The following is a 22,186-nucleotide window of genomic DNA, read 5'->3' on the forward strand; positions in this document are numbered from 1 at the left end:
CATGACACATCCTGTCTGGTTGCGTAAAGCTAAGGTTGTCTATTATAGACGCAGCATAAAAAAAGTGGCTATCGCTAGCCACTTTTCCATGTGTGATTTTTAATAAAATATAAAGTATTATCAGTCATTTGGCTATCAAAGATTGTGACTATTTTGCAACCATATTTTACAGCCATTATCACAGCCAATAGCAAAGCATAATTACTGTATGTTTTGAGAGTGCTTATCATCTAATGGATGGTTTTAGCACGGGCTAAATATCGATTTAGATAGTAGTTTAAATAACAGTTTAAATAACGACACCATATTGCTGGCACATCGCTTGTAAGCCACCAGAGTAACCTTGACCAACGGCGCGGAATTTCCATTCTGCATTGTGGCGATAGACTTCTCCAAATACCATTGCTGTCTCAACAGAGTAGTCTTCTGCTAAATCAAAACGGACCACTTCAGCACCCGTTTCTTCATTCACAACGCGAATAAAGGCATTAGCAACTTGACCGAAGTTTTGGCTACGAGCCGCTGCATCATGAATAGTGACTGTCACAACGATTTTATCGACATCAGCAGGTACTTGCGTTAGGTTGACTTTGACCACTTCGTCATCACCGTCGCCTTCGCCTGTACGGTTATCACCGGTATGCTCTACTGCACCATTGTCAGACTTGAGTTGGTTGTAAAAGATAAAGTCATGGTCGCCGCGTACTTTGCCAGCTGCATTTAATAAGAATACGCTTGCATCAAGATCGAATTCGGCACCAGAGGTTGCACGCTCATCCCAACCAAGACCAATAAGCAGCTTAGTTAAGTTTGGATCCGTTTTGGTTAGCGATAAATTACCGCCTTTGTTTAGAGATAATGCCATGGAATGGTCCTTGTTATTTATTGGAGTAGGGTGGACTGCACGTTTACAACGGTAAAAGTAATAACTATTTTGAGACCGTCAGTTCAAAATAGTGCTGTGTCGCTTTTGAATTAGATACGCTATACCAGCGATAATGGGATTCAATAACGATAAAACGATCGCTAGTAGCTCTCTATCATACCAACAAAAAATGACCCAATCAAAGCTGATTGGGTCATTGTTATGTTTTATAGCAAGTTAGGCGTCAAAGCTAAGATTTAGTGTTTGTTATAGACTCTGACGATGACGAATCTCAAAGCTTTGATGAATCGGTTTTTTGATATCAAAATCAAAACCAATGGTTTTTTGGGTAATGTCGATGATGTCATAACGCTCAGTCAGCTGTTCATCCAACTCAAAACGGGTAAAGTTATTAGAGAAGTATAAGATGCCATCTGCCGTTAAGCGGTTCATCGCGCGGTTGATTAGTGCAGCATGGTCACGCTGGACATCAAAGGTACCTTGAAACTTTTTAGAGTTTGAAAAGGTTGGCGGATCAATAAAGATAATATCGAATTGTTCCGTATTGTCTTTGATCCACTCAAAAATATCGGCAGCAACGAATTGATATTTATTACCACTGACATTTAAGCCATTTAAGGCAAAGTTTTGTTTGCCCCAGTCCAGATAGTTCTGTGATAAGTCAACGCTGGTGACTTTCTTAGCACCTGCCAATGCTGCATGCACACTCGCCGTACAAGTATAAGCGAATAAGTTCAATACCGATTTATTACGACTGTTGTCTTTGATACGCGCACGCATATTGCGATGGTCAATAAATAGACCCGTATCGAGGTAATCGGTGAAATTGACATAAAGATAAGCACCATCTTCGCGGGCAATATAAAACTTGCCACGCTTTTCGGTATTGCCTTGTTTGCTATATTGATCATTACCAGATTGACGAGCACGGGTTTTAATAAAGATTTGTTCGCGGTTAATACCGAATACTTCACGAATACCCATTAGCGCCAAATTAAAGCGTTTTTTGGCGGTTTCTGGTGGAATGGTCTTTGGCGGCGCGTACTCTTGTACATGGGCATAATCACCATATAAGTCGATTGCCACTTTGAAATCAGGTAAGTCAGCGTTATAAACACGGATATTACTCACGTTGTCTTTTTTAGCCAATTTCTTTAGTCGGGTCAGGTTTTTTTGCAAACGATTGATAAAATCTTGACCGTCTTCAACCTCAATTTCACGTTTCTCAAAACGGCTAACGAGATTCCCTGTCTGACCAGCAATCAAGGTGCCGTAGCGGAAGTACACGGTAATGGCGCCATTATGACACCGTAACGTTTTTGGTTCTCTAATCGGCAAAATATCGACTTGCTCAACGTGAGATGCCAATATACCAAGCATCGGGTCAATACCACTACCGGCAAAGCTGTCTTGTAAGATAAGCCCAATCGATTGATATAACGGCTTAATCATTTCTTCATCACCCAGACGCTCACCATAAGGTGGGTTGGTGATAATTAAAGGATTGCTCAAACGACCGTCAGCGACCAAAGGTTTTAATAGCGTGCTTAGCTGATCAAGGGCGCGCGTTTCGATGTCGAGTAGCGGTAACAGGTCTTGTAAACCAGCAGCAATCAGATTCTTTTCTGTGGCAATGATAGCGCCATTATCGGCATCAAATCCAAAGATAAGCGGTAATGTATCTGGCTGCTCATTAGCAATCTCTAAGGCTGCACGGAAACGTGTCTGTGCATCATCAATCATTTCTTGCCATAGTGCCGCGTCATGATGCTGCCACTCATAAAAACCAAACTGATTGGCGGCTTTATCGATACCGACAGCATAATCGCAGTGCATGAGTAGCGCTTCAATAATAAAGGTGCCAGAGCCACACATCGGGTCGATTAAGGCATTATAAAAAGGCGCATCACCTGCCTCATTTTTCTTATGCCAGCCTGCGCTATAAAGTAGCGCCGCTGCTAAATTCTCTTTTAGTGGTGCTTCTGTCATGGCCACACGATAACCACGGCGGTGTAAACTTGTCCCTGATAAATCTAGATATAACTCAGCTTGCTTATCATTGACGGTCGCAAAAACAGAAAAGTCTGGGTTTTTACTATCGACGTTAGGGCGGCTCTCATACACTTCGTTAAAGGTATCCGCAATCGCATCTTTAATACGTAGCATGGCAAACTGTTGGCTGACAGCCACACGTTTATCAACAGACAGACGAATCGCAAAGGTTTGCTCTAGGCTAAATTGCTCTGTCCAATTGACCGATTTCGCCAAACCATACAGCTGCTCAGCTACATCATATTCGGCATTGATATTTTTGCGTTTAATCAGCATTAATACGCGCGATGCCACGCGCGACCAAAGACAGATCTTATATAAATCACGCAAGGTACCCGTAACAGCAAGGCGACCGGTACTCTTTATCTCACTTGCAATACCAAAACTGGTCAGCTCAGTCTGTAGCGGTGCTTCTAACCCATCGGCGCAGGTGATGATAAGGTCAAGCGACAATACCTGTGAAGATGCTTGTGAAGATGGTTGCGAAGACGCTGTGGATGAGGCGAGCGCGGTTGTTTCGGTCATACGGATACCTGTGGGCTAAATTGATAAATAGTGCACATCATAAAATAAGATGTTTAACCGCTAATTTTACCATAATTCTATAGCGGATGGTTTAAAGCGCTGATGTTTAAGAAAGCGATGATTAAAAGATGTCTATCTGAAAGAACTTTTTATGGCATATAAATGCTAAATAAGTTGCAAGGATATTAATGCTGGTCTTTGTTCAGCGCTAATGACTCTGAAACAGTTTGCGCGGTCGTTGCCAATGGCTTGGGTTTGGTCACAATCGGATAGACGTCTTCTCTTGGCATAAGTAGGCGCATATGAGGATAAGGGGTCGAGATATCAGCGGCATCAAAAGCGCGTTTGATATTCTCTCGTAAATCTTCTTTGATTTTGGGCATACGCGCAACTGCCGCTGGTTTGACCCAAAAGCGTACAATAAAATATACGCCATACTCGCCAATCTCTGCCACAGTCGCAGAAGACTCAGGTCGGTTGAGGACCGCCTCACTATCAGACAGTACCTGCAAAATCTCATCACGTGCTTTATCAATATCATCTTCAAAAGCAATACGCATCTGAATATCAAAGCGTATAAAGTTTTTGGAGGTCAGGTTGGTAACGACGGAGGAGGCCACATTCGAATTGGGTATGATGACCGTAATATTATCACGAGTTAAGACGTGGGTCGTACGTAAGGCAATCACCACCACGCGCCCTTCATTGTCATTGATATTGACCCAGTCACCAACTTGAAAGGACTGCTCAAGCAAAATGGTAATACCTGCGATAAAATTGGCAAGCGTTGACTGCGCGGCAAAGCCGACCGCCAAACCAGCAATACCCAGACCTGCTACTAAAGAGACGATATCAAAGCCAAACTGTGCCATGACGCTGGCAAGCCCTAATACCAGTAATAGCACAGATAAGATATTTTTAAGCAGCTGCTCAATAGAAGCGTTTAAACCATAGTGCTGTAGGATTTTATGGACAATTTGTCCAGATGATGTCCATAGCACGTAATATATCCCTGCCCATGTACTGGCTTTGGCAGTGGCTTTAATGGTATCTGGCTCAAAATTCAGCTGACTCATAATAGCAATGACACTGGTCACAGCCCATACATAACGCAAGATTGAGCGGGCAATTTTAGCGCGGCGCTCATTCAGACGAATGCGTGCTTTGCTTTTTTTTAGTACATAAATAGCTAGCCAATACATAAACCCCGATATCGCAAGCAGTATTAGAATTTTGATGCCAGTGCTCACCAGTTCTACTGATTTAGACGACCAATCTAAGGTGCCTTCCTCGATAGAACCACCAATGGCAAGAAAAAGGCTGGTATGTAGATCACGAGCAATCTCTTGAAAAAATTCAGTAATACTAGCGATTGCCATTATCTTATCCATGAAAGATGTGGTTCTAAAAAATATTACTCTGTACTAATAGGATTTTAACCGTATCATTATAAATAAAACCGCTTTTACCAAATACTGCTTTAACCATATAAAGTAGCTTACGTCCTGACGGCAAATCAAGTTTAGATCTTCTGAAGTCATCGCCAGTAAGTCTACTTCATTACCTTTAAAACAAAGCATTTAACAGCTGATTAAGAATTGTTTTGATGGATATCAAGCGACTGATACGGTATTTCCATCAGATCCTGAACATCACGCAAGGCGGTACGCAAGCCTTCTAAGATAGTAGGATGGTAAAAAGGCGTATCAAGCATGTCTTTAATACTCAAGTCATTAGTAATCGCCATTGCTAAGATATGCCCGATGTATTCTGCATCCGGACCGACCATACTTGCACCCAAGATTCTGTCTGTTTTTTTGCAGCCATAAATATGCAATAGACCACAGTTAACACCCATGACGCGGCTACGACCTTGATTGTCGAAGCTGACTTTCCCAATCACATGCTCAAGTGTTGAATCTTCTTGGATTTCTGGCAAAGACATACCAACATTAACGATTTGCGGTGAACTAAAGACGATAGAAAACGGCGTCGCAGGTGGACGAATATAAGCATCCTTTTTATTGTCACAGACCATACTCCCGGCGCTAAAACCTTCATCGCTTGCTACATGCAACAAGGGAATATTAGCATTGGCATCGCCAACGATATAAACGTCTAAATCACCGATTTTACCAGTTTTTTTATCCAGCTGTTGTGGGCGATTTTTTTCATCAAGCTCAACGCCTAGGTTTTCAACACCCAATGCCTCTATATTATTACGTCGACCAGTCGCGACCAGTACATAGTCACCTTGCCATTGTTGCACTTCGCCAGCACTGTCTTCATAATCAATAAAGGCAACAGTGCTATTTTTATTTATGCTTTTATCGCTATTTTCATCTGATCTTTGACCGACATCAGTAATTTTGCTGCCCAAGTGCATGGTCAGCTCACGACTTAAGCAATCAATAGCTTTGTTATTGATGTCTTCGTCTTTTAGACCAGCAACGCGTTTGGCGCGATTAAATACCGTTACCTTGACACCCAATCGTGTGAAAGCTTGGGCAAGCTCTAAACCTATCGCACCTGCGCCAATCACAGCCATAGATTTTGGCAAGTCGGCTAATTCAAAGACAGCATCTGAGGTCAGCATAGTATCACCAAGCTTATTTTCCCAGCCATCTGGAATAAAGGTCGAGCTGCCAGTGGCGACAATGATTTTATCTGCTTTGATCAATTCATCATTGACCTCAATCAAGCCTTGCTTATTAATATAAGCCCGTCCCGCTATCTTACTATCCTCAGGCCAGCTATCGACTTGTTTTTCGATGTAGCTGGCAAAATGATCACGCTCAGCGCGCACCCGTTCCATCACCTGTTTGCCATCTATGCGAGCAGTGGCATGTACGCCAAACTCAGCAGAATGATTGGTATTATGAGCGCGGTCAGCGGCTGCAATGAGTAGCTTGCTTGGCATGCAACCTACCGCAATACAAGTCGTTGTCCAAAAGCCATCATTGATAATAATGACATCTTCTAAGAACTTTTTTGCTTGGCGAAAAGCGTTTTGTCCGGCAGTCCCAGCACCAATGACCGCAACAGATACCTTGCGAGTCACGTTTTGATGATTGCTATGATCAAAGGGAACAGAAGAATCAGAGGCGGTATCAGGCTGTTTATTCATAGTATTCTCAAATAAAAAATAATTTTAAGGTTTATCGTAAGATCGATTAGAAGACTAAGGTGCAAGTGTAGTTAATAAACGCTCAGTATAATCCTTTGCTTTAAGGTTACGCTGTGCATGAGTGAGCGTACCATTTTTATCAAAGACAAACGCCGAACGTACAAGACCTAGAGTAATATTGCCATACATGTTCTTTTCTTTAATCACATCAAAATAGTGGCAGAGTTTTTCATCGGCATCACTGATAAGTGGAATATGTAGATTATATTTGCTAATAAAATTTTCGTGTGATTCAACGCTATCACGTGAGACACCAATAATGTCGTAACCTAAATCATCAAATTCGTTAAGATGGGCGGTAAACTCTGTCGCTTGTGTGGTACAGCCAGGTGTATTGTCTTTTGGATAAAAATAAAGGATAAGTCCTTTGCTGGTGTTGGCGACCAGCTCTTTTAGGCTAATATCATCATGAATAAAATGACCATCAAGCTCACGCACGATAGTGACTGGAAAATTAGGTAGAGTAATGGTTTCTGTGGTTGGCTTTGCCATCATAAAATCCTTATTTATTTTGATTGCGGTTATATTATTATTGGTCATCCCATTATAGGCAGATTCATAGAAATAAATCCTCGATTTTACACATCACTTATGGATGAGCAACAAAAAAGACTGGCAATGGCCAGCCTTTTATATATCTAAAGATTTGAGGATTAAGCAGGTTTTTGTGGCTGTTTTAAGTCCAAACCAACGGTACACTGTTGCAAATCTTTTTGCATTTTTTTCACATACGAGAGGCTTGATGGGTCTTTTTTACTTTGCGCATAGCTCTCAATCTCCCACATCTGACCAATGGTCATATTGCTACGGACACCGATCGTACAATCACAAAGCTTGGTTGCGGTGCTCTTGTCAGCGACTTTATATTTGACCGCGCCGTTGACGCAAGTATTGATATTATTCTGCTTAATATCAACAGCGTTCGCTTGTGGCATGGCAAATAGTGCAGCAAAAGCTAGGGGTAGTACTGGCAAAAATTTCATAAATATCCTTTTACATGTGACAGCGATAACTTGAATTTTTTATAAATGAATTAGATTTTGTACAAATGATAAAATATTACTTCTAATAAAACGTTGCTACTTTGATGAGCATTTATATCTTGTGGTAGATAAAGTGGCTCATACCATAGCAATGATTGTATTTAAAATACAACGGCAGCGTGCTGTGTTAATGCAAGCGAATGTTTCGCCAATGTTTAATTGCCTTTATTTTAAGACCGTTTATTCATGTTCTGAGGCGAAACTTCTAAAATCATTACTGATAATGGGTAGGGTCAGCAACGCCTGCCTGAGCGAACCCTTGACGGCGCAGCGCGCAACTGTCACAAACGCCGCAGGCAAGACCATTGGCATCTGCTTGATAACAAGAAATTGTTTGTCCGTAATCAACCCCTAGCGACAGACCCAGCTCGATGGTTTTGGCTTTCGATAATTGTTGTAGCGGGGTTTGAATCGATAAATGGTGACCGGTGACGCCAGCTTTGGTGGCAAGATTGGCCATGTGTTCAAAAGCAGCGATATATTCCGGACGGCAATCAGGGTAGCCTGAATAATCGACGGAGCTTACGCCAATGACGATATGGTTGGCATCGGTCACTTCAGCGACTGCCAAGGCATAAGATAAAAATATGGTATTACGCGCAGGCACATAAGTGTTTGGAATAGCGTCGTTATCGATCTCATCACGTTTTTTACTGGGGAATTTATCGGTATCGCCATCAGGGACAATCATGCTGTGGTCGGTGAGTGATGAGCCACCAAGCTGCGCGATATCGATATCAATAATGCGATGATTGACACCTGCGGTTTCAGCGATGGCTTTAGCGGCAACAAGCTCACTATTATGACGTTGACCGTAATTAAAACTGACCGCCGTCACAGAAGCATAGCGCGCCTTTGCCCAATACAAACAAGTCACGGAATCAAGCCCACCTGATAGCAGTACGACCGCATTTTGGCTTTTATGCAGCTCATTTAATTGGGTATCGTTTTCTTGATCAGCAGAAGAGGTTGGCAGAGCAGTATTTGTCATAATGGCATCTATTATTGGTTAGCGAAAAACGCCTATTTTAGCAAAAATTCTACCATTACAGAACCTTGAAAGCAGCATTAAAACATCATGCAAGTAATAGGATAAAGTTTAGGAAATCGATAATTAGTAGCTTTAGATAAGCAGTCGCATTTAAGACGATAATTTAATGTCATCTTTTCAATCTGTTAGCAAATTTTGTTATAATCGCTGCTGTTTTAAATCATGTTTGAAGCGTTGCCTTATGAAGCATCATTGTTAGCCATACGCAGATAGCTTTTATCGCAGCCTTTTGAATAAATCGATTTATTATCTCTTTTGAAGTAACGCCATTCTTGTCAAGATATTGAGTAACTTATGACTGCAGCAACCTTATTTACACCATCAATCACGCCTCAGTTTGACAAGGCTTCTATCAATACTGATGTGAATCATCATGATAAAAAAACTGATATCGAACAGATGTTATATGATGATGTCGATGACAGAAATGATGATTTTATGGATGAGCAAGCAGATAACATATTGGCTGATACGCAATCACTGACCGAATCGGCTCACTTTCGGAAATTGCAAAAGAAGCTCCGTCGTCAAGTATCATGGGCGATTCGCGACTTTAATATGATTGAAGATGGCGATGTGGTAATGGTCTGTGTATCAGGCGGTAAAGACAGTTATACGTTGCTCGATATCTTGCTGCTATTAAAACGTATCGCCCCGATTCATTTTGATATCGTTGCCGTCAATCTTGACCAAAAGCAGCCCGGCTATCCAGAAGAGGTGTTGCCCGCCTATCTAAACGAGCAGGGCATCGCGCATTATATTCTGGAAAAAGACACTTATAGTATTGTCAAAAGTGTGGTGCCAGAAGGGAAAACTTATTGCTCGGCATGTTCACGTCTGCGTCGTGGCTCACTGTATGGTTTCGCCAAACAAATCGGTGCGACAAAGATTGCGCTTGGGCACCATCGCGACGATATGTTGGCGACTTTCTTTTTGAACTTATTCCATGGCGGCGCGTTGAAATCGATGCCGCCCAAATTACTCAGTGACGACAAGCAAAACATGCTCATCCGTCCACTGGCTTATGTGGAAGAAAAAGACATCATTGAATATGCGAACCTAAAAGAATTCCCAATTATCCCGTGTAATCTCTGTGGCAGCCAGACCAATCTGCAACGGGCCATTATCAATGACATGTTACGAGAATGGGACGATGCCCATCCCCAGCGCCTAGCGTCTATTTTTAAAGCGATGCAAAATGTTGCGCCCTCGCAATTGGCAGATAGAGAGCTGTTTGATTTTGAGACATTAAGTCTGGATCGTGACGATAACGAGCGTTTGTTTGAAGGTGACAATATCCAAGCGGGGCAAATAGAGAGTCTGGCTGAGATTGGTTTGCCAGTATCACCAGAAACGCAGATATTCAATCCAGACTTTGCTAATGCAGAAAAGGGCGGCCGTGCGCCGAAAAAAATTCCAACGATTAATCCAGTGATTTAATGACTTGATGCTGTCTACGTTCTTCAAATAAAAAAACCAGCTCATGATAGATTCATGGCTGGTTTTTTTATTTTAATCATATTTTAAACAGTTTAGCTTTCGCCAAATACTGGTAGAGGATCAAAGCTAACCTCTGATCGTGGTAACTTGGCAACATCTTGCATGCGCCAATCGTCTTTACCCTTATGACTTACTTGTAAATAATATTTTGCTTTAAGAGGATCGATATCTACTTGGGCGCTATATTTATTGCCTTCTAGATGCTTTAACACCGCATCACGGTCTTTTTTGATGTCAGTGGCATGAGATATAGACAAATCCAGTGTTTCAGGATAGCTAAGTGGACTGCCATTAATCAGTTTGCCCGACTGTAAACTTTGCTCAGGATAATTCAGATAAAACACAACATCGCCATTGTCTGCAAATTGCATTTGTCCATGCAAGTCTAAATCATAGGTCAACTTGTCACGCGACACATCATGATAAAGGGTTTTACCATCCATATACCAGTCGTCGCGTACCACGCTATCACGAATCTGATAAGAGTAATAAACAAACCAGATGCAAGCAATGACGACAAAAGCTGGCATACCAATGACAAAGATAACCACCATATAGTTTTTATACCATGGCTGGCTGTCTTGATGCTTAAAATTTGGGGCTGGACTGGACATAACATACCTATTAATCAGATATCTAGTAACCGTATCAACGGATAAAGCTGACAGCCAAAAGCTGCCAAGGTAAAGTAACTCAATAACCAGTGAGCTATCAAGCGCTAACTCACTGGTAGGTATCATTTAACAATGAATGTTAATATTTACTGACCTTGAGTGGTAAAAACATTCTGCTTACTAACATGATATTTGCCGTCTTCACTACTGACATTCAAAGTCACGGGTGTTTGACCAAATTCAATCACATCAGGGTCGCCATAGATACTAACTGGCATATCAAAGCTTTCACCGGCATCTAACGGTACATCGTTAAAGCGAATCTCCAAGCTCAAACCCTCTTGCGGTGCGAGCGTTATTTTATAAGTATGGGCATCTTGGGTTTTATTAGTCAACTTAACGATATAACTGTTTTCAATCATGCCTTGCTGATTCAATGAAGACAACTGATTGCGGTCACGCCGTATATCAATCTCTAATGGCACACGGTCATTCAAAGCGTATAAAACACCGCCACAAAGTATCGTGAGAAGTGTTAAATAAGCGAAGAAACGAGGGCGAAAGACACGGCTCTTCTCTTTTTCAGCCAATTGACGCTCTGTGGTATAACGGATAAGTCCGCGTGGATAGCCCACTTTATCCATTATCTCATTACAAGCATCCACACAGGCGGCGCATTGAATACAAGCTACTTGTAATCCATCACGAATATCAATCCCAGTAGGGCAGACCTGTACACACATCTGACACTCGATACAGTCGCCTAAATTCTCAGGGTTAGTGCCTTTTTTACGAGCACCGCGAGGCTCGCCGCGCTCATAATCATAAGAAACGATTAACGTATCTTTATCAAACATCACACTTTGAAAACGACCATAAGGGCAGATTTGGATACACATCTGCTCGCGCATATAACCTGCATTGACGTAGGTCGAAAATGCAAAAATAAATACTGATACCCAAATCCACGTCGCCCAATCAGGGAAGGGGATAAAACCAATCATCTGCCAGCTATTGTATAGAGCATCTGTACCCGATACATAACTTACAAAGGTCGTGGCGGTAATCATGGAAAACACAAACCAGATGAAATATATCAAGAAGCGTTTAAACACCTTAGTTGCGCTCATTGGTTCTTTATCAAACTTAATGCGTTTATTACGATCGCCAATCACCCATTTTTCTACATATTGAAATAAATGCGTCCAAATGGTCTGAGGACAAGCATAGCCACACCAAACTCGCCCTGCATAGACTGTTACCATAAATAAGGCGAAGGCTGCAATGATAGCAAAGGCGGCAATAAAATAAAAATCCTGCGTCAAAAATGTCATGCCAAAAATATAATAATGCTGCGATGGCACATCCAACCAAATAGCTTGTCTTCCGTTATAGCGCAACCACGGCAACAGCAAAAACGCGGCTAAAAGTGCATACATCGTAATAACACGAATGTTTTGATAGAAACCAGTCACAAATCGTGGATGGACACGATGCTTGGTGGCATCAAGATCTACTTGCTGTACAGGGATTTTATTAGATTGTGGTGCTGACATAAACGTGCCTCTTTAAAAAAAGAATCAGTCTGCTGGCATGGGTAACAAACATCTATTATAAAAATAAGATAGTTGGATGTGCGGAGTTATCAATGTCAGTAAGTAGAAAGATAAAAATTAAAATACCTTTAATTCGTCTACCAAATGAGGGATGGTCAATAATTGGCAAAAAAGCTGAAATGGCTCTGTCACCAATGTCTTATGGTCTAACTATTTTAACATTCTCCCTACTATAAATGGGGTGAGAGTGTTAAAAAGCAATATCTATATGAGGGCTATTACGCTACAAATAGTAGTACTGCTAAAAGCCATAATTGATGACAAAGCTTAAATATTTTTAATAAAAAAGAGAGGACTGTAATGACAGACCTCCCTTTATCTAAATCTACTCGTCAATGAGATAGCTGCTAACCAAGTAACTATAGTTAAAATTAACCGTATTAGTTAACCGTCTTCTCTGTACTTACCACTTGTTTCGGCATTGCAGCAGCAACAGAAGTTGCCTTAGCAGCAGGTTGAACAGTTCTATCTGATAATGAATATACGTAGGCAGCAAGCAACATAATACGTTCATTACCTAGCTTGGTTTCCCACTCAGGCATCACACCTGCACGACCATAACGTAATGTTTCTCGAATAGTCTCGCGATCGCCACCATATAACCAGATATTATCTGTTAAGTTTGGCGCACCCGCTGAAATCATACCTTTACCCTCTGGACCATGACAAAGCACACAGTTGGTAGGTTCTTTAAAGATAGCTTCACCTTGAGCAACTTGGGCTTTATCAAGCTCGTAACCAGGTTGGTTACCAGATAGTGACAGCACATATTCAGAAACAGCACGAATACCATCTTCACCAAGTTGATCACGCCATGCAGCCATGCCGCCGACTCGACCATTATGTAACGTCGTTAAGATGTTTGACGCTTCGCCGCCATATAACCAATCATTATCGGTTAGATTTGGATAACCTGTAGCACCTTTGGCGTTTGAGCCATGACAGACCGCACAGTTCTGTAAGAATAAGCGACTACCGACTTTTAACGCATTCGGGTTTTCAGATAGCTTTTCTACATAAGGTGACAGTTCGGCAATTTTCTCATCAATTTGAGCTTGCAGATCTGCAGGCGGCTTTTCACTGCGACGCATAGTCGCTTGCATCTCAGACAAGCTGGCTAGGGTCTTAGTAGCACCACTGGCATCTGCTTTTGCCAAAATGTTTTTCTCAAAGTTATCCGTAAATACTTTGTTGTTACTCTCAAGCTCGCTGTAAAGCTCGTTTTTAGAAGTCCATGGCAAAGTTTTGCCATCGACTTCTACGGTTGTGATACCTTCCCATTTTGAGGGGAAAATACCTGGAAAGAACACCCAGTAAGCAACACCCCAAATGATTGATCCAAAAAATATCACTAGCCACCATTTAGGCAGCGCTTTATCATATTCTCGAATACCGTCGTATTCATGCCCTGTGGTACCATCGTCTTCTACTTCTGGTTTGAATTTTAAGACCATTAGTAAAATACCGAGGATAAACGCCCAGCACATGATACTTAGTATAGTTATCCAAGAACTCCAAAAGAATGTCATCATTTATCCTTATCGCGCTGCTCGTCAGACAGAGATTTGATATCCTCGTCATCAAGCGCAAGTTGTGCATCTTCTTCGAAGCGTTTTTTGTTTTTTGGCGAATACGCCCACCATGCAACACCTACGAAGGCAATAAAGGCAGAAACGGTCGCAATTGTTTGTAATTCACCAATACCCATTAGCGCTGTCCTTCCATTGCGGTACCTAACTGCTGAAGGTAGGCAACCAAAGCATCAAGCTCAGTAGCACCAAGCACAGCATCTGGAGCGCCTTCGATATCTTCTTCAGTATAAGGCACACCGAAGCGATCACGGAAGAGACGCATTTTGGCTTGAACATTAGAACCATTTACTTCATTGGTCGCAAGCCATGGGAAACCAGGCATGACTGATTCAGGCACTAATGAACGTGGGTCAATCAGATGTTGTCTTTGCCAATCTTCAGAATAACGTCCGCCCACACGTGCTAAATCAGGACCAGTACGTTTTGAGCCCCAAAGAAAAGGGTGATCCCACGTTGATTCGGCAGCACGTGAATATGGTCCATAACGCTCAACTTCAGCACGTAATGGACGTACCATTTGGGTGTGGCAGACATGACAACCTTCACGAATGTAGATGTCACGACCTTCAAATTCAAGCGCAGTCCAAGGCTCCATAGAAGGGAGAGGAGTGTTCACACCACCTTCTTCAGCACCTCTATAATCGTATATCAGCGGTACAATCTCAACGAGCGTTGCAAAGCTAATAGCGATAACGATACCGATGACCAACAAGCCTGTATTTTTTTCAATAATTTCATGCGGTGTACCAGCCATGATCGCTCCTTATACTTTAGCTGTCGAGATTTGATCGACACTAGGTTCATGATCAGTCGGATCAGCAATGTCTACTGGCTTACCTTCTGGCATCTTGATTGTTCTATAGACATTATATGCCATCACAAACATACCAGATACATACAGAAGACCACCAAACGCACGACCAATATATGGGAAATGCGAGAACTCAACGGTATCAACAAAGCTGTATACCAAAGTACCATCAGGGTTGGTCGCAAGCCACATCATGCCTTGACCAATACCTGAAATCCACATAGAGACGATATAGAAGATGGTACCTGCTGTTGCTAGCCAGAAATGCGTTGTGATCAAGCTGATAGAATACATTTTTGGCTTGTTATAAATACGTGGTAACAGTACATATAGCGAACCAATGGTAATCATACCAACCCAGCCAAGCGCACCTGAGTGTACGTGACCGACTGTCCAATCCGTATTATGCGATAGCGCATTGACGGTCTTAATAGACATCATTGGACCTTCAAACGTCGACATGGCATAGAATGACAAAGCGACAATCATAAAGCGAATGATCGGATCGGTACGCAGCTTATCCCAACTACCTGAAAGCGTTAGTACACCGTTAATCATACCACCCCAAGATGGAGCAAATAGAATAATAGAGAATACCATTGCTAGAGACTGCGTCCAATCTGGAAGCGCTGAATAATGCAAATGGTGACCACCAGCCCACATATATGAAGCAATCAATGCCCAAAAGTGAACGATAGACAAACGGTAAGAATAAATAGGGCGACCAATCTGTACTGGCACGAAATAATACATCATGCCTAAGAAAGCAGCCGTCAAATAGAAGCCTACCGCATTATGCCCGTACCACCACTGCACCATGGCATCGGTTGCACCGCCAAATAGCGAGTAAGACTTAAATGCACTAACAGGAATCGCCATGCTATTTACAATATGCAGTAGCGCAATCGTAATAATAAAAGCAGCAAAGAACCAGTTAGCCACATAGATATGTGACGTTTTACGCTTAATTAGCGTACCGAAGAAGACAATGGCATATGAAATCCATACCAATGCGATAAGGATATCAATCGGCCACTCAAGCTCAGCATATTCTTTAGTCGAGGTTAGACCTAAGGGTAAGGTGATAACAGCCGCTACGATAACCGTCTGCCAACCCCAAAAGGTAAACCAAGCTAAATATGGCGCAAATAATCTTGTCTTACAAGTACGCTGAACGATGTAATAAGACGTTGCGAACAAGGCTGATCCACCGAACGCAAAAATAACCGCATTGGTGTGCAGTGGTCTTAAACGACTAAAAGTCAGCCATGGAATGTCAAAATTGAGTGCTGGCCATGCTAACTGAGAAGCAATGAACACACCAATACTCATGCCGACGATGCCCCATACCACGGCCATAACCGTAAAGAATCTTACGATAGTAATTTCATATTCACGGTCAATGGGGGCGAGTGCTGTGTTTTGTAAACTCATTGGATGATTCCTTTACAGCCCGAATTATCAACAGAATTAACTAACATGCCATGTAATCTAGATCATGATAAAGATCATAACCAAACAATGGCTTTGGTAAAGGCTGTTTTCACTCGTCTTATCAGGCTGACGGTATTAACTATCAAGCTAAGCATGGTCTAGATATCAGTGATTGCTGATGGGTAGAGAGCAGTACTAAAGCGGACTGCCCGCGAAGCTGATTGATAGTAGGATTGTTAATATATTGTCAGGTTTAATAAGAAAATGTGCCGTTCTCGAGCATCAAACATCTATTGAGGCTGAGTATTTATCTTAATTGTCACCGCCAAAAGCCGTACAAACCAAGATAGATACTGATGTTCAACCGGTGATAAGAAGGTATCGACCGTCAATGTATGCTAGCGATAGCTGACAAAAAAACATATTTACGTAATGTTTAGTTAAAACTCCCGACTCTGTTTAAGGGTATTGTAACGCAAACCTAATCAAATATCATCAGAACTATGCGCCAAAATACAAACTCTTTAGTAAAATCTTAGCAAGCAACTTATCACTGCTACGCTATCCACTTATTTTATACCCAATTTCATGACTATTCTATAGATGAAAAAAGATAGTATTCACAAGTTTGTATGGACCAACTATGAACAAGGTTTTGTAACAATTTTATTATTTGTTCTACAAATAAGTTTTACTTATTGTAAAGTCGCATCTTATAATGCCACTGAGCAGCATACATAATAAAGTGCTTATTATATAAAATAGTCACCTTGTAGTAGTAAGTTTTTTGATATTTAACTGACTGTTAGGTTAGAGCACGAAAGGTGCTGACCTAGCACCGATTAACAACAATAGGTATTAAGGATAATAATATGGCAGTTTTTTTGACAGATGAATGGTTTGAGCAAGTCGAGCAAATGGGTCAAGAAGCAGGTGAGCTTAATTTGCCGCCCGCACTTGCGAATATGATCGTCAATCTAAAAGTATCTGATAGCGATCAAGACATCGAAGCCAACTTTGCAAACGGTCTATTACATCGCGGCTTAAACGATGGAGCAACCACCACGTTATTGCTTGATCGTAGTATCCTACAATCCATCATCACTGATTTCGATACCAATGAAATCATGGGCGCCTTTATGGGTGGCAAGATTCGTGTCGAAGGCGATATGTCACAGTTGATGGCAGTACAGACGGCTCGTCCAAGTGCTGAGCAAAAAGCGCTTTATAGCAATATTAAGTCAATGACTACAATGGCTTAGAGTCATTATTAATTTAATCGTATTTAGATAAAAAAAGCCCCTAAAATCAATTAGGGGCTTTTTATTTGTCTAAAATAATCTAAATCTGACTAGCTGGCTTTCGATTGTGCTACTTGCTGATTTTCTTTATAAATAGCCGCTTGTAGCCATACGTTTGCTTGTACGTAATCATGAACGTTAATAGAGGCAGTATCAGGTGTTTTTAGCGCCCCAATACGCATCACAAACGGATCAGCATCTTGTTCGCGCAGTACCACGACATCAAACAGAATAATCGTTTTACCATTAAATAGGGTTTCTTGCTTGCCAAGTACTTGACCTTGACACCACGCTTCATCTTCTTGACCTAACGTATCGCCAAACAAATAAGCACACATATGACCCAGATTGATCTCGACCGGCGCCATTTGTTCTTTGGTTTCTGGTTGCCATGCTTTGATTTGTTCTTGTAGGTCATCCGGCATCTTTCCATCGTTTGCCGCAACGATATCATTAAAAGCACGGTGATAGCGTATCGCTTCTTGGTCTTCTACTTTGATGACTTCATTTTGTTCACTGATTTTGATCTCATGTGCCCAGGCGCTAAAATTCACAAAATAGGTGGTGTCACGTTGATACAGATGACGATTAGCGGTATATAGCTGATCAAAAGCATAGATGATGCTGCCATCAGAGGTACGTAAGCGTAATACGGCATCGTGTGAGTTGTCATTGACAATCATACGCTCGATTTTACAGCTCAATCCATATGGGCTATCGACACAAGGGTAGGCATTGATAAAGCATTCAGGCTTGCCATCCTTCATTGCCAGTACTTGATTGATATGACAAGGTTGGTTCTCAGATAGCAATAAACAGCTGTCTTTGGCACTGACATCGGTATTAAGGCCTTTAGGCATCGCTGCTTTTTCAATCATCTGTTGTAACCATTCAGGTACATCATGACTCATGTCATCAGTCAGAATACGCCAATGGTCACCGTGACCAGCTGATTGCTCAGCAGTTAAGGTGATTTTGGTAGGAGATTGGATGTTTTTATATTGATAATTAATGGTCATGAAAATACTCAAACTTAAGTCAGCCATGAGGTTTGGGTCTGAAACTGTGATCGCTGAGTACCATGTGCCACTTTAAAAGAGGGGTTTATGATGGTCAGCAATGCCGTCAGTAAAGAGGCAACAAACAACAATGAGGGGTTAATGACAATTGTCCTTAGCATACAATATATAGGTATAGACACAGAGAATAGCAAGTCTGTTATAAAAAATAATCATAAAACCGCATTTTTTATTATAAAATCTGGACAGTTTTCGGTAATGACTGGCACCTGTTAGCCAAATTGTGTCAAACTAGCTCCCTTTTGACAGCCACATTTGGCTTGTCTTACACCCTGTTTTTGTGTTCGATTGATATGTTTTTGTGGCAGCTGCAAAAGTATGATGCAATTGCCGCTATTTGTTTTGTAACCTACATAAAGTCGCACGTAGATAAGATAAAGAGTTTGAATATGTTTCGTCCTTTAGCGTTATTTATCGGCTTACGGTACACCCGAGCAGAACGTAGTAATGGTTTTATCTCTTTTATATCACTGATCTCAATGATTGGTCTGACGCTTGGCGTGGCAGTATTGATTACCGTACTGTCAGTCATGAACGGCTTCGATCGTGAGCTAAAAACGCGTATTTTGGGTATGGTACCGCAAGCGACTGTCACATCAACCGAGATTATCGGTGATTGGAAGCAAGTCGCTGATAAGATTAAAGAAGATCCGGAAGTGGTTGCGGCCGCGCCTTTTATCCAGTTGCAAGGTATGTTGACCTCGAATGGTCAAGTAGCTGGCATCATGGTGACAGGTGTTGATCCTGAGTATGAGAAAAACGTTTCTATCATCAATGAGCATATGGTAGAAGGCAATATTGATACCCTAAAAAATGGCGAGTTCGGTATTGTGCTTGGTGAAGGTATGGTGCAATCACTAGGGCTACAATTGGGTGACAAAGTCACTCTCGTACTGCCAGAAGCATCGCCGTCACCTGCTGGCGTGATACCACGCTTTAAGCGCTTTACCTTGACCGGTATATTTTCTATCAGTCCAGAAGTAGACAGTCTCATGGCATTTATTCCCATGGGCGATGCGGCAAAATTACTGCGTTTACCAGAGGGCGCCCAAGGTATCCGTATGAAGCTTCATGATATCTTTACAGCGCCAATAGCAGCACAAAAAGCGGCTGCGATTGCGCCAGAGCAATTGTATCCTAGTGATTGGACCCAGACGCATGGCAATCTATTTGGTGCTATCCAAATGGAAAAAGCCATGGTTGGCTTGCTACTGTTCTTAATTATCCTCGTGGCAGCTTTTAATATTGTTTCAAGTTTAGTGATGCTAGTCACAGATAAAAAAGCAGACATCGCTATCTTAAAAACTTTTGGCGCCTCACCGCGTCTGATTACCCAAGTCTTTATGGTACAAGGTGTGGTGATTGGTTTTATTGGTACCATTGCAGGTACGATATTGGGCGTGATATTTGCATTAACGGTCAGTGATATTTTGGGCTTTATCAATAATAGCTTTGGTCTAAATTTATTTGATGCCTATTTTGTGAACTATCTACCATCGCAGCTGCGTTTGGCAGATGTGGTATTGATTACCAGTGCGTCATTTATATTGAGCTTTTTGGCGACCATTTATCCAGCACGCCGAGCAGCTAAAATTCAGCCTGCACAAACGCTGCGTTACGAGTAATTTATAGGCGTTAATGCCGTTATAAATAAAATAAAGGAAGCATTATGTCTGCTATCTTAAAAGCGACCAATATTAATAAGATATACGATGAAGGTGCCGTGAGCACCCAAGTCTTGACTGGTTTAGATTTGACTGTCACCGCTGGTGAGCGTATCGCTATCGTTGGTACCAGTGGCTCAGGAAAGAGTACTTTGCTCCATCTGCTCGGCGGACTTGATACGCCAACCAGCGGTGAGGTTTGGTTGCATGGTCAGTTGTTAAACAGTATGAATGAGACCGAACGCGGTGCGATGCGCAATAAGCATTTGGGATTTATTTATCAGTTTCATCATCTATTGGCTGAATTTACTGCCATTGAAAACGTTGCCATGCCACTATTGATGCGCCCAGAAGTATCGACGGCTGAAGCGCGTCAGCAAGCCATCGATATTTTAAACAGTGTTGGTCTTGAGCATCGTTTGGCTCATAGACCGGGTGAGTTGTCAGGCGGTGAGCGTCAGCGCGTGGCGATTGCGCGTGCTTTAGTCACCAAACCGTCGCTTATCTTGGCAGATGAGCCAACAGGTAACCTAGATTATGATAACGCACAAAGTGTTTTTGGATTATTATCAGAGCTGCAAAGTACGATGCAAACGGCACTATTAATGGTCACTCATGATCGAAATCTAGCGGCGCTTGCTGATCGTCAGCTGCTTTTACGTAATGGTCATTGGGAAAATTATTAAAATATAATAGGAAAGGACTGCAAGATAGCAGTCTATTGATTGAGTAAGGATAAATAGAATGGATAAAGATGACGACCCGATTGCTGCTTTTGGCAGTATTGAAGAAGGCGATGAGCCACTAAACCTTTATATGGATACCGCGTTATTTGATACGCTCGATAAACAAGGTCAAATAGATTTACTGACGCCCGTTTTCGATCGTATTACTTTGGCAGGTGTTGATTTTGATTTAAAGGTTCAAGACAGTGCGACAGGTAAGCGTTATGTATTGCTCAAAAACGAAGAAGTGGTTGAAGTTTTTGTGATGGATAATAAGCTCACTGACAACATCCTTAATGCTATTGAAGCAAATAGAGATGAGGATTGATAGCATTTATTAAAGTTCGGGCGGCTTATCTAAAGAGCTAAGCTGCCTTTTTTGCCAACTCGTGACAGTCTTATAGCGCCAAATGGCTTTAAACGCTAAGCCGCAGACGATGCTTGTAATAATGGCTAAGATAGTCAGACCTAGGCAAAATGCGGTCAAGGACACAGTGCCTTTATAAGTAATAAAGGGGTTGGCGCCGTCCGATATAATCCATAAACTTAAGTCAGAGATCATCCTGCCAATCGTGCGCAAGCTAATCATTGGCAGATCGAGTATTTCGGCACCGATATAGTATCCAGCGTAAAATACCGGTAAGGTGGTGAGTGGATTGGTAATCCATGTTAAGCCCAGTGCCATAGGGACATTGGCACGGAAAATAAGCGCACCAATCAATGCTAATAACATCTGTCCTGGCAATGGAAAAAAGGCACTCAGCACGCCGATATAGACGGCTTTATTTAAGCTATGGCGATTAAAATGCCACAATCGTGGGTCAGAAAGTTGCGGCGCAAACAGTTTTAATGTGCGACTTTCTAACACTTTCTCAGGGGTAGGTAATAAGTCTTTTAAACGTTTTTTTGGCACAGATTTGCCTTTACTCATTGTCCGCAGCCCGCTCAATCATAATAATAGGCAGATAGGCAGTCATGTTATTGATAAAAGTATAGATAAGAATTCTATCAGAAAAACGTAAAGAGAACGTTAGACAATCACCATCCTAGTGTGTGCAATTAGTATAGGATAATATCCGGATAAATACCATGGCTTGATGTAGTGG

20 protein-coding genes are annotated in these 22,186 nt (G+C 41.8%); 5 read left to right on the top strand and 15 right to left on the bottom strand.

All coding sequences use genetic code 11. The annotated features are described in order from the left end of the window. Positions 1–289: 289 nt before the first annotated feature. The 7 genes from VLA57_RS07975 to queC all read right to left on the bottom strand — a co-directional run bounded on the left by VLA57_RS07975 (position 290) and on the right by queC (position 8,684). Positions 290–865: a TerD family protein gene (locus VLA57_RS07975; protein ID WP_011513118.1), complete on the bottom strand. Its 576-nt coding sequence runs from the start codon at positions 863–865 to the stop codon at positions 290–292. A 267-nt stretch (positions 866–1,132) separates the two neighbouring features. Beyond that, complete coding sequence (gene rlmKL / locus VLA57_RS07980) at positions 1,133–3,463, bottom strand: bifunctional 23S rRNA (guanine(2069)-N(7))-methyltransferase RlmK/23S rRNA (guanine(2445)-N(2))-methyltransferase RlmL (protein WP_133105294.1); 2,331 nt, start codon at positions 3,461–3,463, stop codon at positions 1,133–1,135. Positions 3,464–3,648: 185 nt separating this feature from the next. After that, positions 3,649–4,842 (bottom strand): mechanosensitive ion channel family protein, encoded by a 1,194-nt coding sequence (locus VLA57_RS07985; RefSeq protein ID WP_227673075.1) that lies wholly within the window; start codon positions 4,840–4,842, stop codon positions 3,649–3,651. 212 nt (positions 4,843–5,054) lie between these two features. Next, a complete protein-coding gene (locus tag VLA57_RS07990) occupies positions 5,055–6,590 on the bottom strand; it encodes a dihydrolipoyl dehydrogenase (RefSeq protein ID WP_133105296.1) in 1,536 nt (511 codons plus the stop codon). 54 nt (positions 6,591–6,644) lie between these two features. Continuing rightward, entirely contained in the window at positions 6,645–7,142 is a 498-nt protein-coding gene (locus tag VLA57_RS07995) for a peroxiredoxin (RefSeq protein WP_333954794.1), read from the bottom strand. 161 nt (positions 7,143–7,303) lie between these two features. Further along, positions 7,304–7,633, bottom strand: coding sequence for a hypothetical protein (locus tag VLA57_RS08000; protein WP_133105298.1), 330 nt, complete (start codon positions 7,631–7,633; stop codon positions 7,304–7,306). 274 nt (positions 7,634–7,907) lie between these two features. Beyond that, positions 7,908–8,684, bottom strand: a complete 777-nt coding sequence (queC, locus tag VLA57_RS08005; RefSeq protein WP_333954795.1) for a 7-cyano-7-deazaguanine synthase QueC — start codon at positions 8,682–8,684, stop codon at positions 7,908–7,910. 354 nt (positions 8,685–9,038) lie between these two features. Between queC and ttcA the strand changes: the two genes are divergently transcribed. Then, a complete protein-coding gene (gene ttcA / locus VLA57_RS08010) occupies positions 9,039–10,184 on the top strand; it encodes a tRNA 2-thiocytidine(32) synthetase TtcA (protein WP_333954796.1) in 1,146 nt (381 codons plus the stop codon). 92 nt (positions 10,185–10,276) lie between these two features. On the opposite strand, the gene VLA57_RS08015 is transcribed toward ttcA, so the two are convergent. From VLA57_RS08015 to ccoN, 6 genes are all read right to left on the bottom strand, one after another. Beyond that, positions 10,277–10,858, bottom strand: coding sequence for a FixH family protein (locus VLA57_RS08015; RefSeq protein WP_011513126.1), 582 nt, complete (start codon positions 10,856–10,858; stop codon positions 10,277–10,279). A 146-nt stretch (positions 10,859–11,004) separates the two neighbouring features. Then, on the bottom strand, positions 11,005–12,414 hold the full coding sequence (gene ccoG, locus VLA57_RS08020; protein ID WP_333954797.1) for a cytochrome c oxidase accessory protein CcoG: 1,410 nt from the start codon (positions 12,412–12,414) through the stop codon (positions 11,005–11,007). A gap of 440 nt (positions 12,415–12,854) precedes the next feature. After that, entirely contained in the window at positions 12,855–14,003 is a 1,149-nt protein-coding gene (gene ccoP / locus VLA57_RS08025; protein ID WP_011513128.1) for a cytochrome-c oxidase, cbb3-type subunit III, read from the bottom strand. After that, positions 14,003–14,182, bottom strand: coding sequence for a CcoQ/FixQ family Cbb3-type cytochrome c oxidase assembly chaperone (locus VLA57_RS08030; protein ID WP_011513129.1), 180 nt, complete (start codon positions 14,180–14,182; stop codon positions 14,003–14,005). The genes ccoP and VLA57_RS08030 overlap by 1 nt, the downstream gene beginning before the upstream one ends. Beyond that, complete coding sequence (ccoO, locus tag VLA57_RS08035; RefSeq protein ID WP_011513130.1) at positions 14,182–14,820, bottom strand: cytochrome-c oxidase, cbb3-type subunit II; 639 nt, start codon at positions 14,818–14,820, stop codon at positions 14,182–14,184. The genes VLA57_RS08030 and ccoO overlap by 1 nt, the downstream gene beginning before the upstream one ends. Positions 14,821–14,829: 9 nt before the next feature. Next, the gene (ccoN, locus tag VLA57_RS08040; RefSeq protein WP_011513131.1) at positions 14,830–16,311 is read right to left on the bottom strand and encodes a cytochrome-c oxidase, cbb3-type subunit I; all 1,482 of its coding nucleotides are present in this window, start codon (positions 16,309–16,311) and stop codon (positions 14,830–14,832) included. Between the two features lie 872 nt (positions 16,312–17,183). On the opposite strand from ccoN, the gene VLA57_RS08045 reads away from it, so the two are divergent. Further along, the gene (locus tag VLA57_RS08045; protein ID WP_011513132.1) at positions 17,184–17,573 is read left to right on the top strand and encodes a hypothetical protein; all 390 of its coding nucleotides are present in this window, start codon (positions 17,184–17,186) and stop codon (positions 17,571–17,573) included. An 89-nt stretch (positions 17,574–17,662) separates the two neighbouring features. Here the strand turns inward: VLA57_RS08045 and VLA57_RS08050 are convergent, their stop codons facing one another. Then, complete coding sequence (locus tag VLA57_RS08050; RefSeq protein ID WP_333954798.1) at positions 17,663–18,631, bottom strand: hypothetical protein; 969 nt, start codon at positions 18,629–18,631, stop codon at positions 17,663–17,665. 449 nt (positions 18,632–19,080) lie between these two features. On the opposite strand from VLA57_RS08050, the gene VLA57_RS08055 reads away from it, so the two are divergent. The 3 genes from VLA57_RS08055 to VLA57_RS08065 are packed head-to-tail and all read left to right on the top strand — an operon-like array spanning position 19,081 to position 21,408. Further along, positions 19,081–20,316: a lipoprotein-releasing ABC transporter permease subunit gene (locus tag VLA57_RS08055; RefSeq protein ID WP_333954799.1), complete on the top strand. Its 1,236-nt coding sequence runs from the start codon at positions 19,081–19,083 to the stop codon at positions 20,314–20,316. Positions 20,317–20,360: 44 nt separating this feature from the next. Continuing rightward, the gene (lolD, locus tag VLA57_RS08060) at positions 20,361–21,041 is read left to right on the top strand and encodes a lipoprotein-releasing ABC transporter ATP-binding protein LolD (protein ID WP_011513135.1); all 681 of its coding nucleotides are present in this window, start codon (positions 20,361–20,363) and stop codon (positions 21,039–21,041) included. Between the two features lie 58 nt (positions 21,042–21,099). Next, positions 21,100–21,408, top strand: a complete 309-nt coding sequence (locus VLA57_RS08065; RefSeq protein WP_133105306.1) for a hypothetical protein — start codon at positions 21,100–21,102, stop codon at positions 21,406–21,408. A 9-nt stretch (positions 21,409–21,417) separates the two neighbouring features. Here VLA57_RS08065 and VLA57_RS08070 read toward each other — a convergent pair whose 3' ends face one another. Further along, entirely contained in the window at positions 21,418–22,011 is a 594-nt protein-coding gene (locus tag VLA57_RS08070) for a DUF2062 domain-containing protein (protein ID WP_011513137.1), read from the bottom strand. Positions 22,012–22,186 lie beyond the last annotated feature (175 nt).

This window comes from Psychrobacter sp. S4(2024) (assembly GCF_036861305.1).
Classification (GTDB): domain Bacteria; phylum Pseudomonadota; class Gammaproteobacteria; order Pseudomonadales; family Moraxellaceae; genus Psychrobacter; species Psychrobacter cryohalolentis.

Excerpts from the sequence above, each read along its gene's own strand:
- VLA57_RS07975 (WP_011513118.1), bottom strand. The coding sequence starts at position 865 with ATGGCATTATCTCTAAACAAAGGCGGTAATTTATCGCTAACCAAAACG.
- rlmKL (WP_133105294.1), bottom strand. The coding sequence starts at position 3,463 with ATGACCGAAACAACCGCGCTCGCCTCATCCACAGCGTCTTCGCAACCA.
- VLA57_RS07985 (WP_227673075.1), bottom strand. The coding sequence starts at position 4,842 with ATGGCAATCGCTAGTATTACTGAATTTTTTCAAGAGATTGCTCGTGAT.
- VLA57_RS07990 (WP_133105296.1), bottom strand. The coding sequence starts at position 6,590 with ATGAATAAACAGCCTGATACCGCCTCTGATTCTTCTGTTCCCTTTGAT.
- VLA57_RS07995 (WP_333954794.1), bottom strand. The coding sequence starts at position 7,142 with ATGGCAAAGCCAACCACAGAAACCATTACTCTACCTAATTTTCCAGTC.
- VLA57_RS08000 (WP_133105298.1), bottom strand. The coding sequence starts at position 7,633 with ATGAAATTTTTGCCAGTACTACCCCTAGCTTTTGCTGCACTATTTGCC.
- queC (WP_333954795.1), bottom strand. The coding sequence starts at position 8,684 with ATGACAAATACTGCTCTGCCAACCTCTTCTGCTGATCAAGAAAACGAT.
- ttcA (WP_333954796.1), top strand. The coding sequence starts at position 9,039 with ATGACTGCAGCAACCTTATTTACACCATCAATCACGCCTCAGTTTGAC.
- VLA57_RS08015 (WP_011513126.1), bottom strand. The coding sequence starts at position 10,858 with ATGTCCAGTCCAGCCCCAAATTTTAAGCATCAAGACAGCCAGCCATGG.
- ccoG (WP_333954797.1), bottom strand. The coding sequence starts at position 12,414 with ATGTCAGCACCACAATCTAATAAAATCCCTGTACAGCAAGTAGATCTT.
- ccoP (WP_011513128.1), bottom strand. The coding sequence starts at position 14,003 with ATGACATTCTTTTGGAGTTCTTGGATAACTATACTAAGTATCATGTGC.
- VLA57_RS08030 (WP_011513129.1), bottom strand. The coding sequence starts at position 14,182 with ATGGGTATTGGTGAATTACAAACAATTGCGACCGTTTCTGCCTTTATT.
- ccoO (WP_011513130.1), bottom strand. The coding sequence starts at position 14,820 with ATGGCTGGTACACCGCATGAAATTATTGAAAAAAATACAGGCTTGTTG.
- ccoN (WP_011513131.1), bottom strand. The coding sequence starts at position 16,311 with ATGAGTTTACAAAACACAGCACTCGCCCCCATTGACCGTGAATATGAA.
- VLA57_RS08045 (WP_011513132.1), top strand. The coding sequence starts at position 17,184 with ATGGCAGTTTTTTTGACAGATGAATGGTTTGAGCAAGTCGAGCAAATG.
- VLA57_RS08050 (WP_333954798.1), bottom strand. The coding sequence starts at position 18,631 with ATGACCATTAATTATCAATATAAAAACATCCAATCTCCTACCAAAATC.
- VLA57_RS08055 (WP_333954799.1), top strand. The coding sequence starts at position 19,081 with ATGTTTCGTCCTTTAGCGTTATTTATCGGCTTACGGTACACCCGAGCA.
- lolD (WP_011513135.1), top strand. The coding sequence starts at position 20,361 with ATGTCTGCTATCTTAAAAGCGACCAATATTAATAAGATATACGATGAA.
- VLA57_RS08065 (WP_133105306.1), top strand. The coding sequence starts at position 21,100 with ATGGATAAAGATGACGACCCGATTGCTGCTTTTGGCAGTATTGAAGAA.
- VLA57_RS08070 (WP_011513137.1), bottom strand. The coding sequence starts at position 22,011 with ATGAGTAAAGGCAAATCTGTGCCAAAAAAACGTTTAAAAGACTTATTA.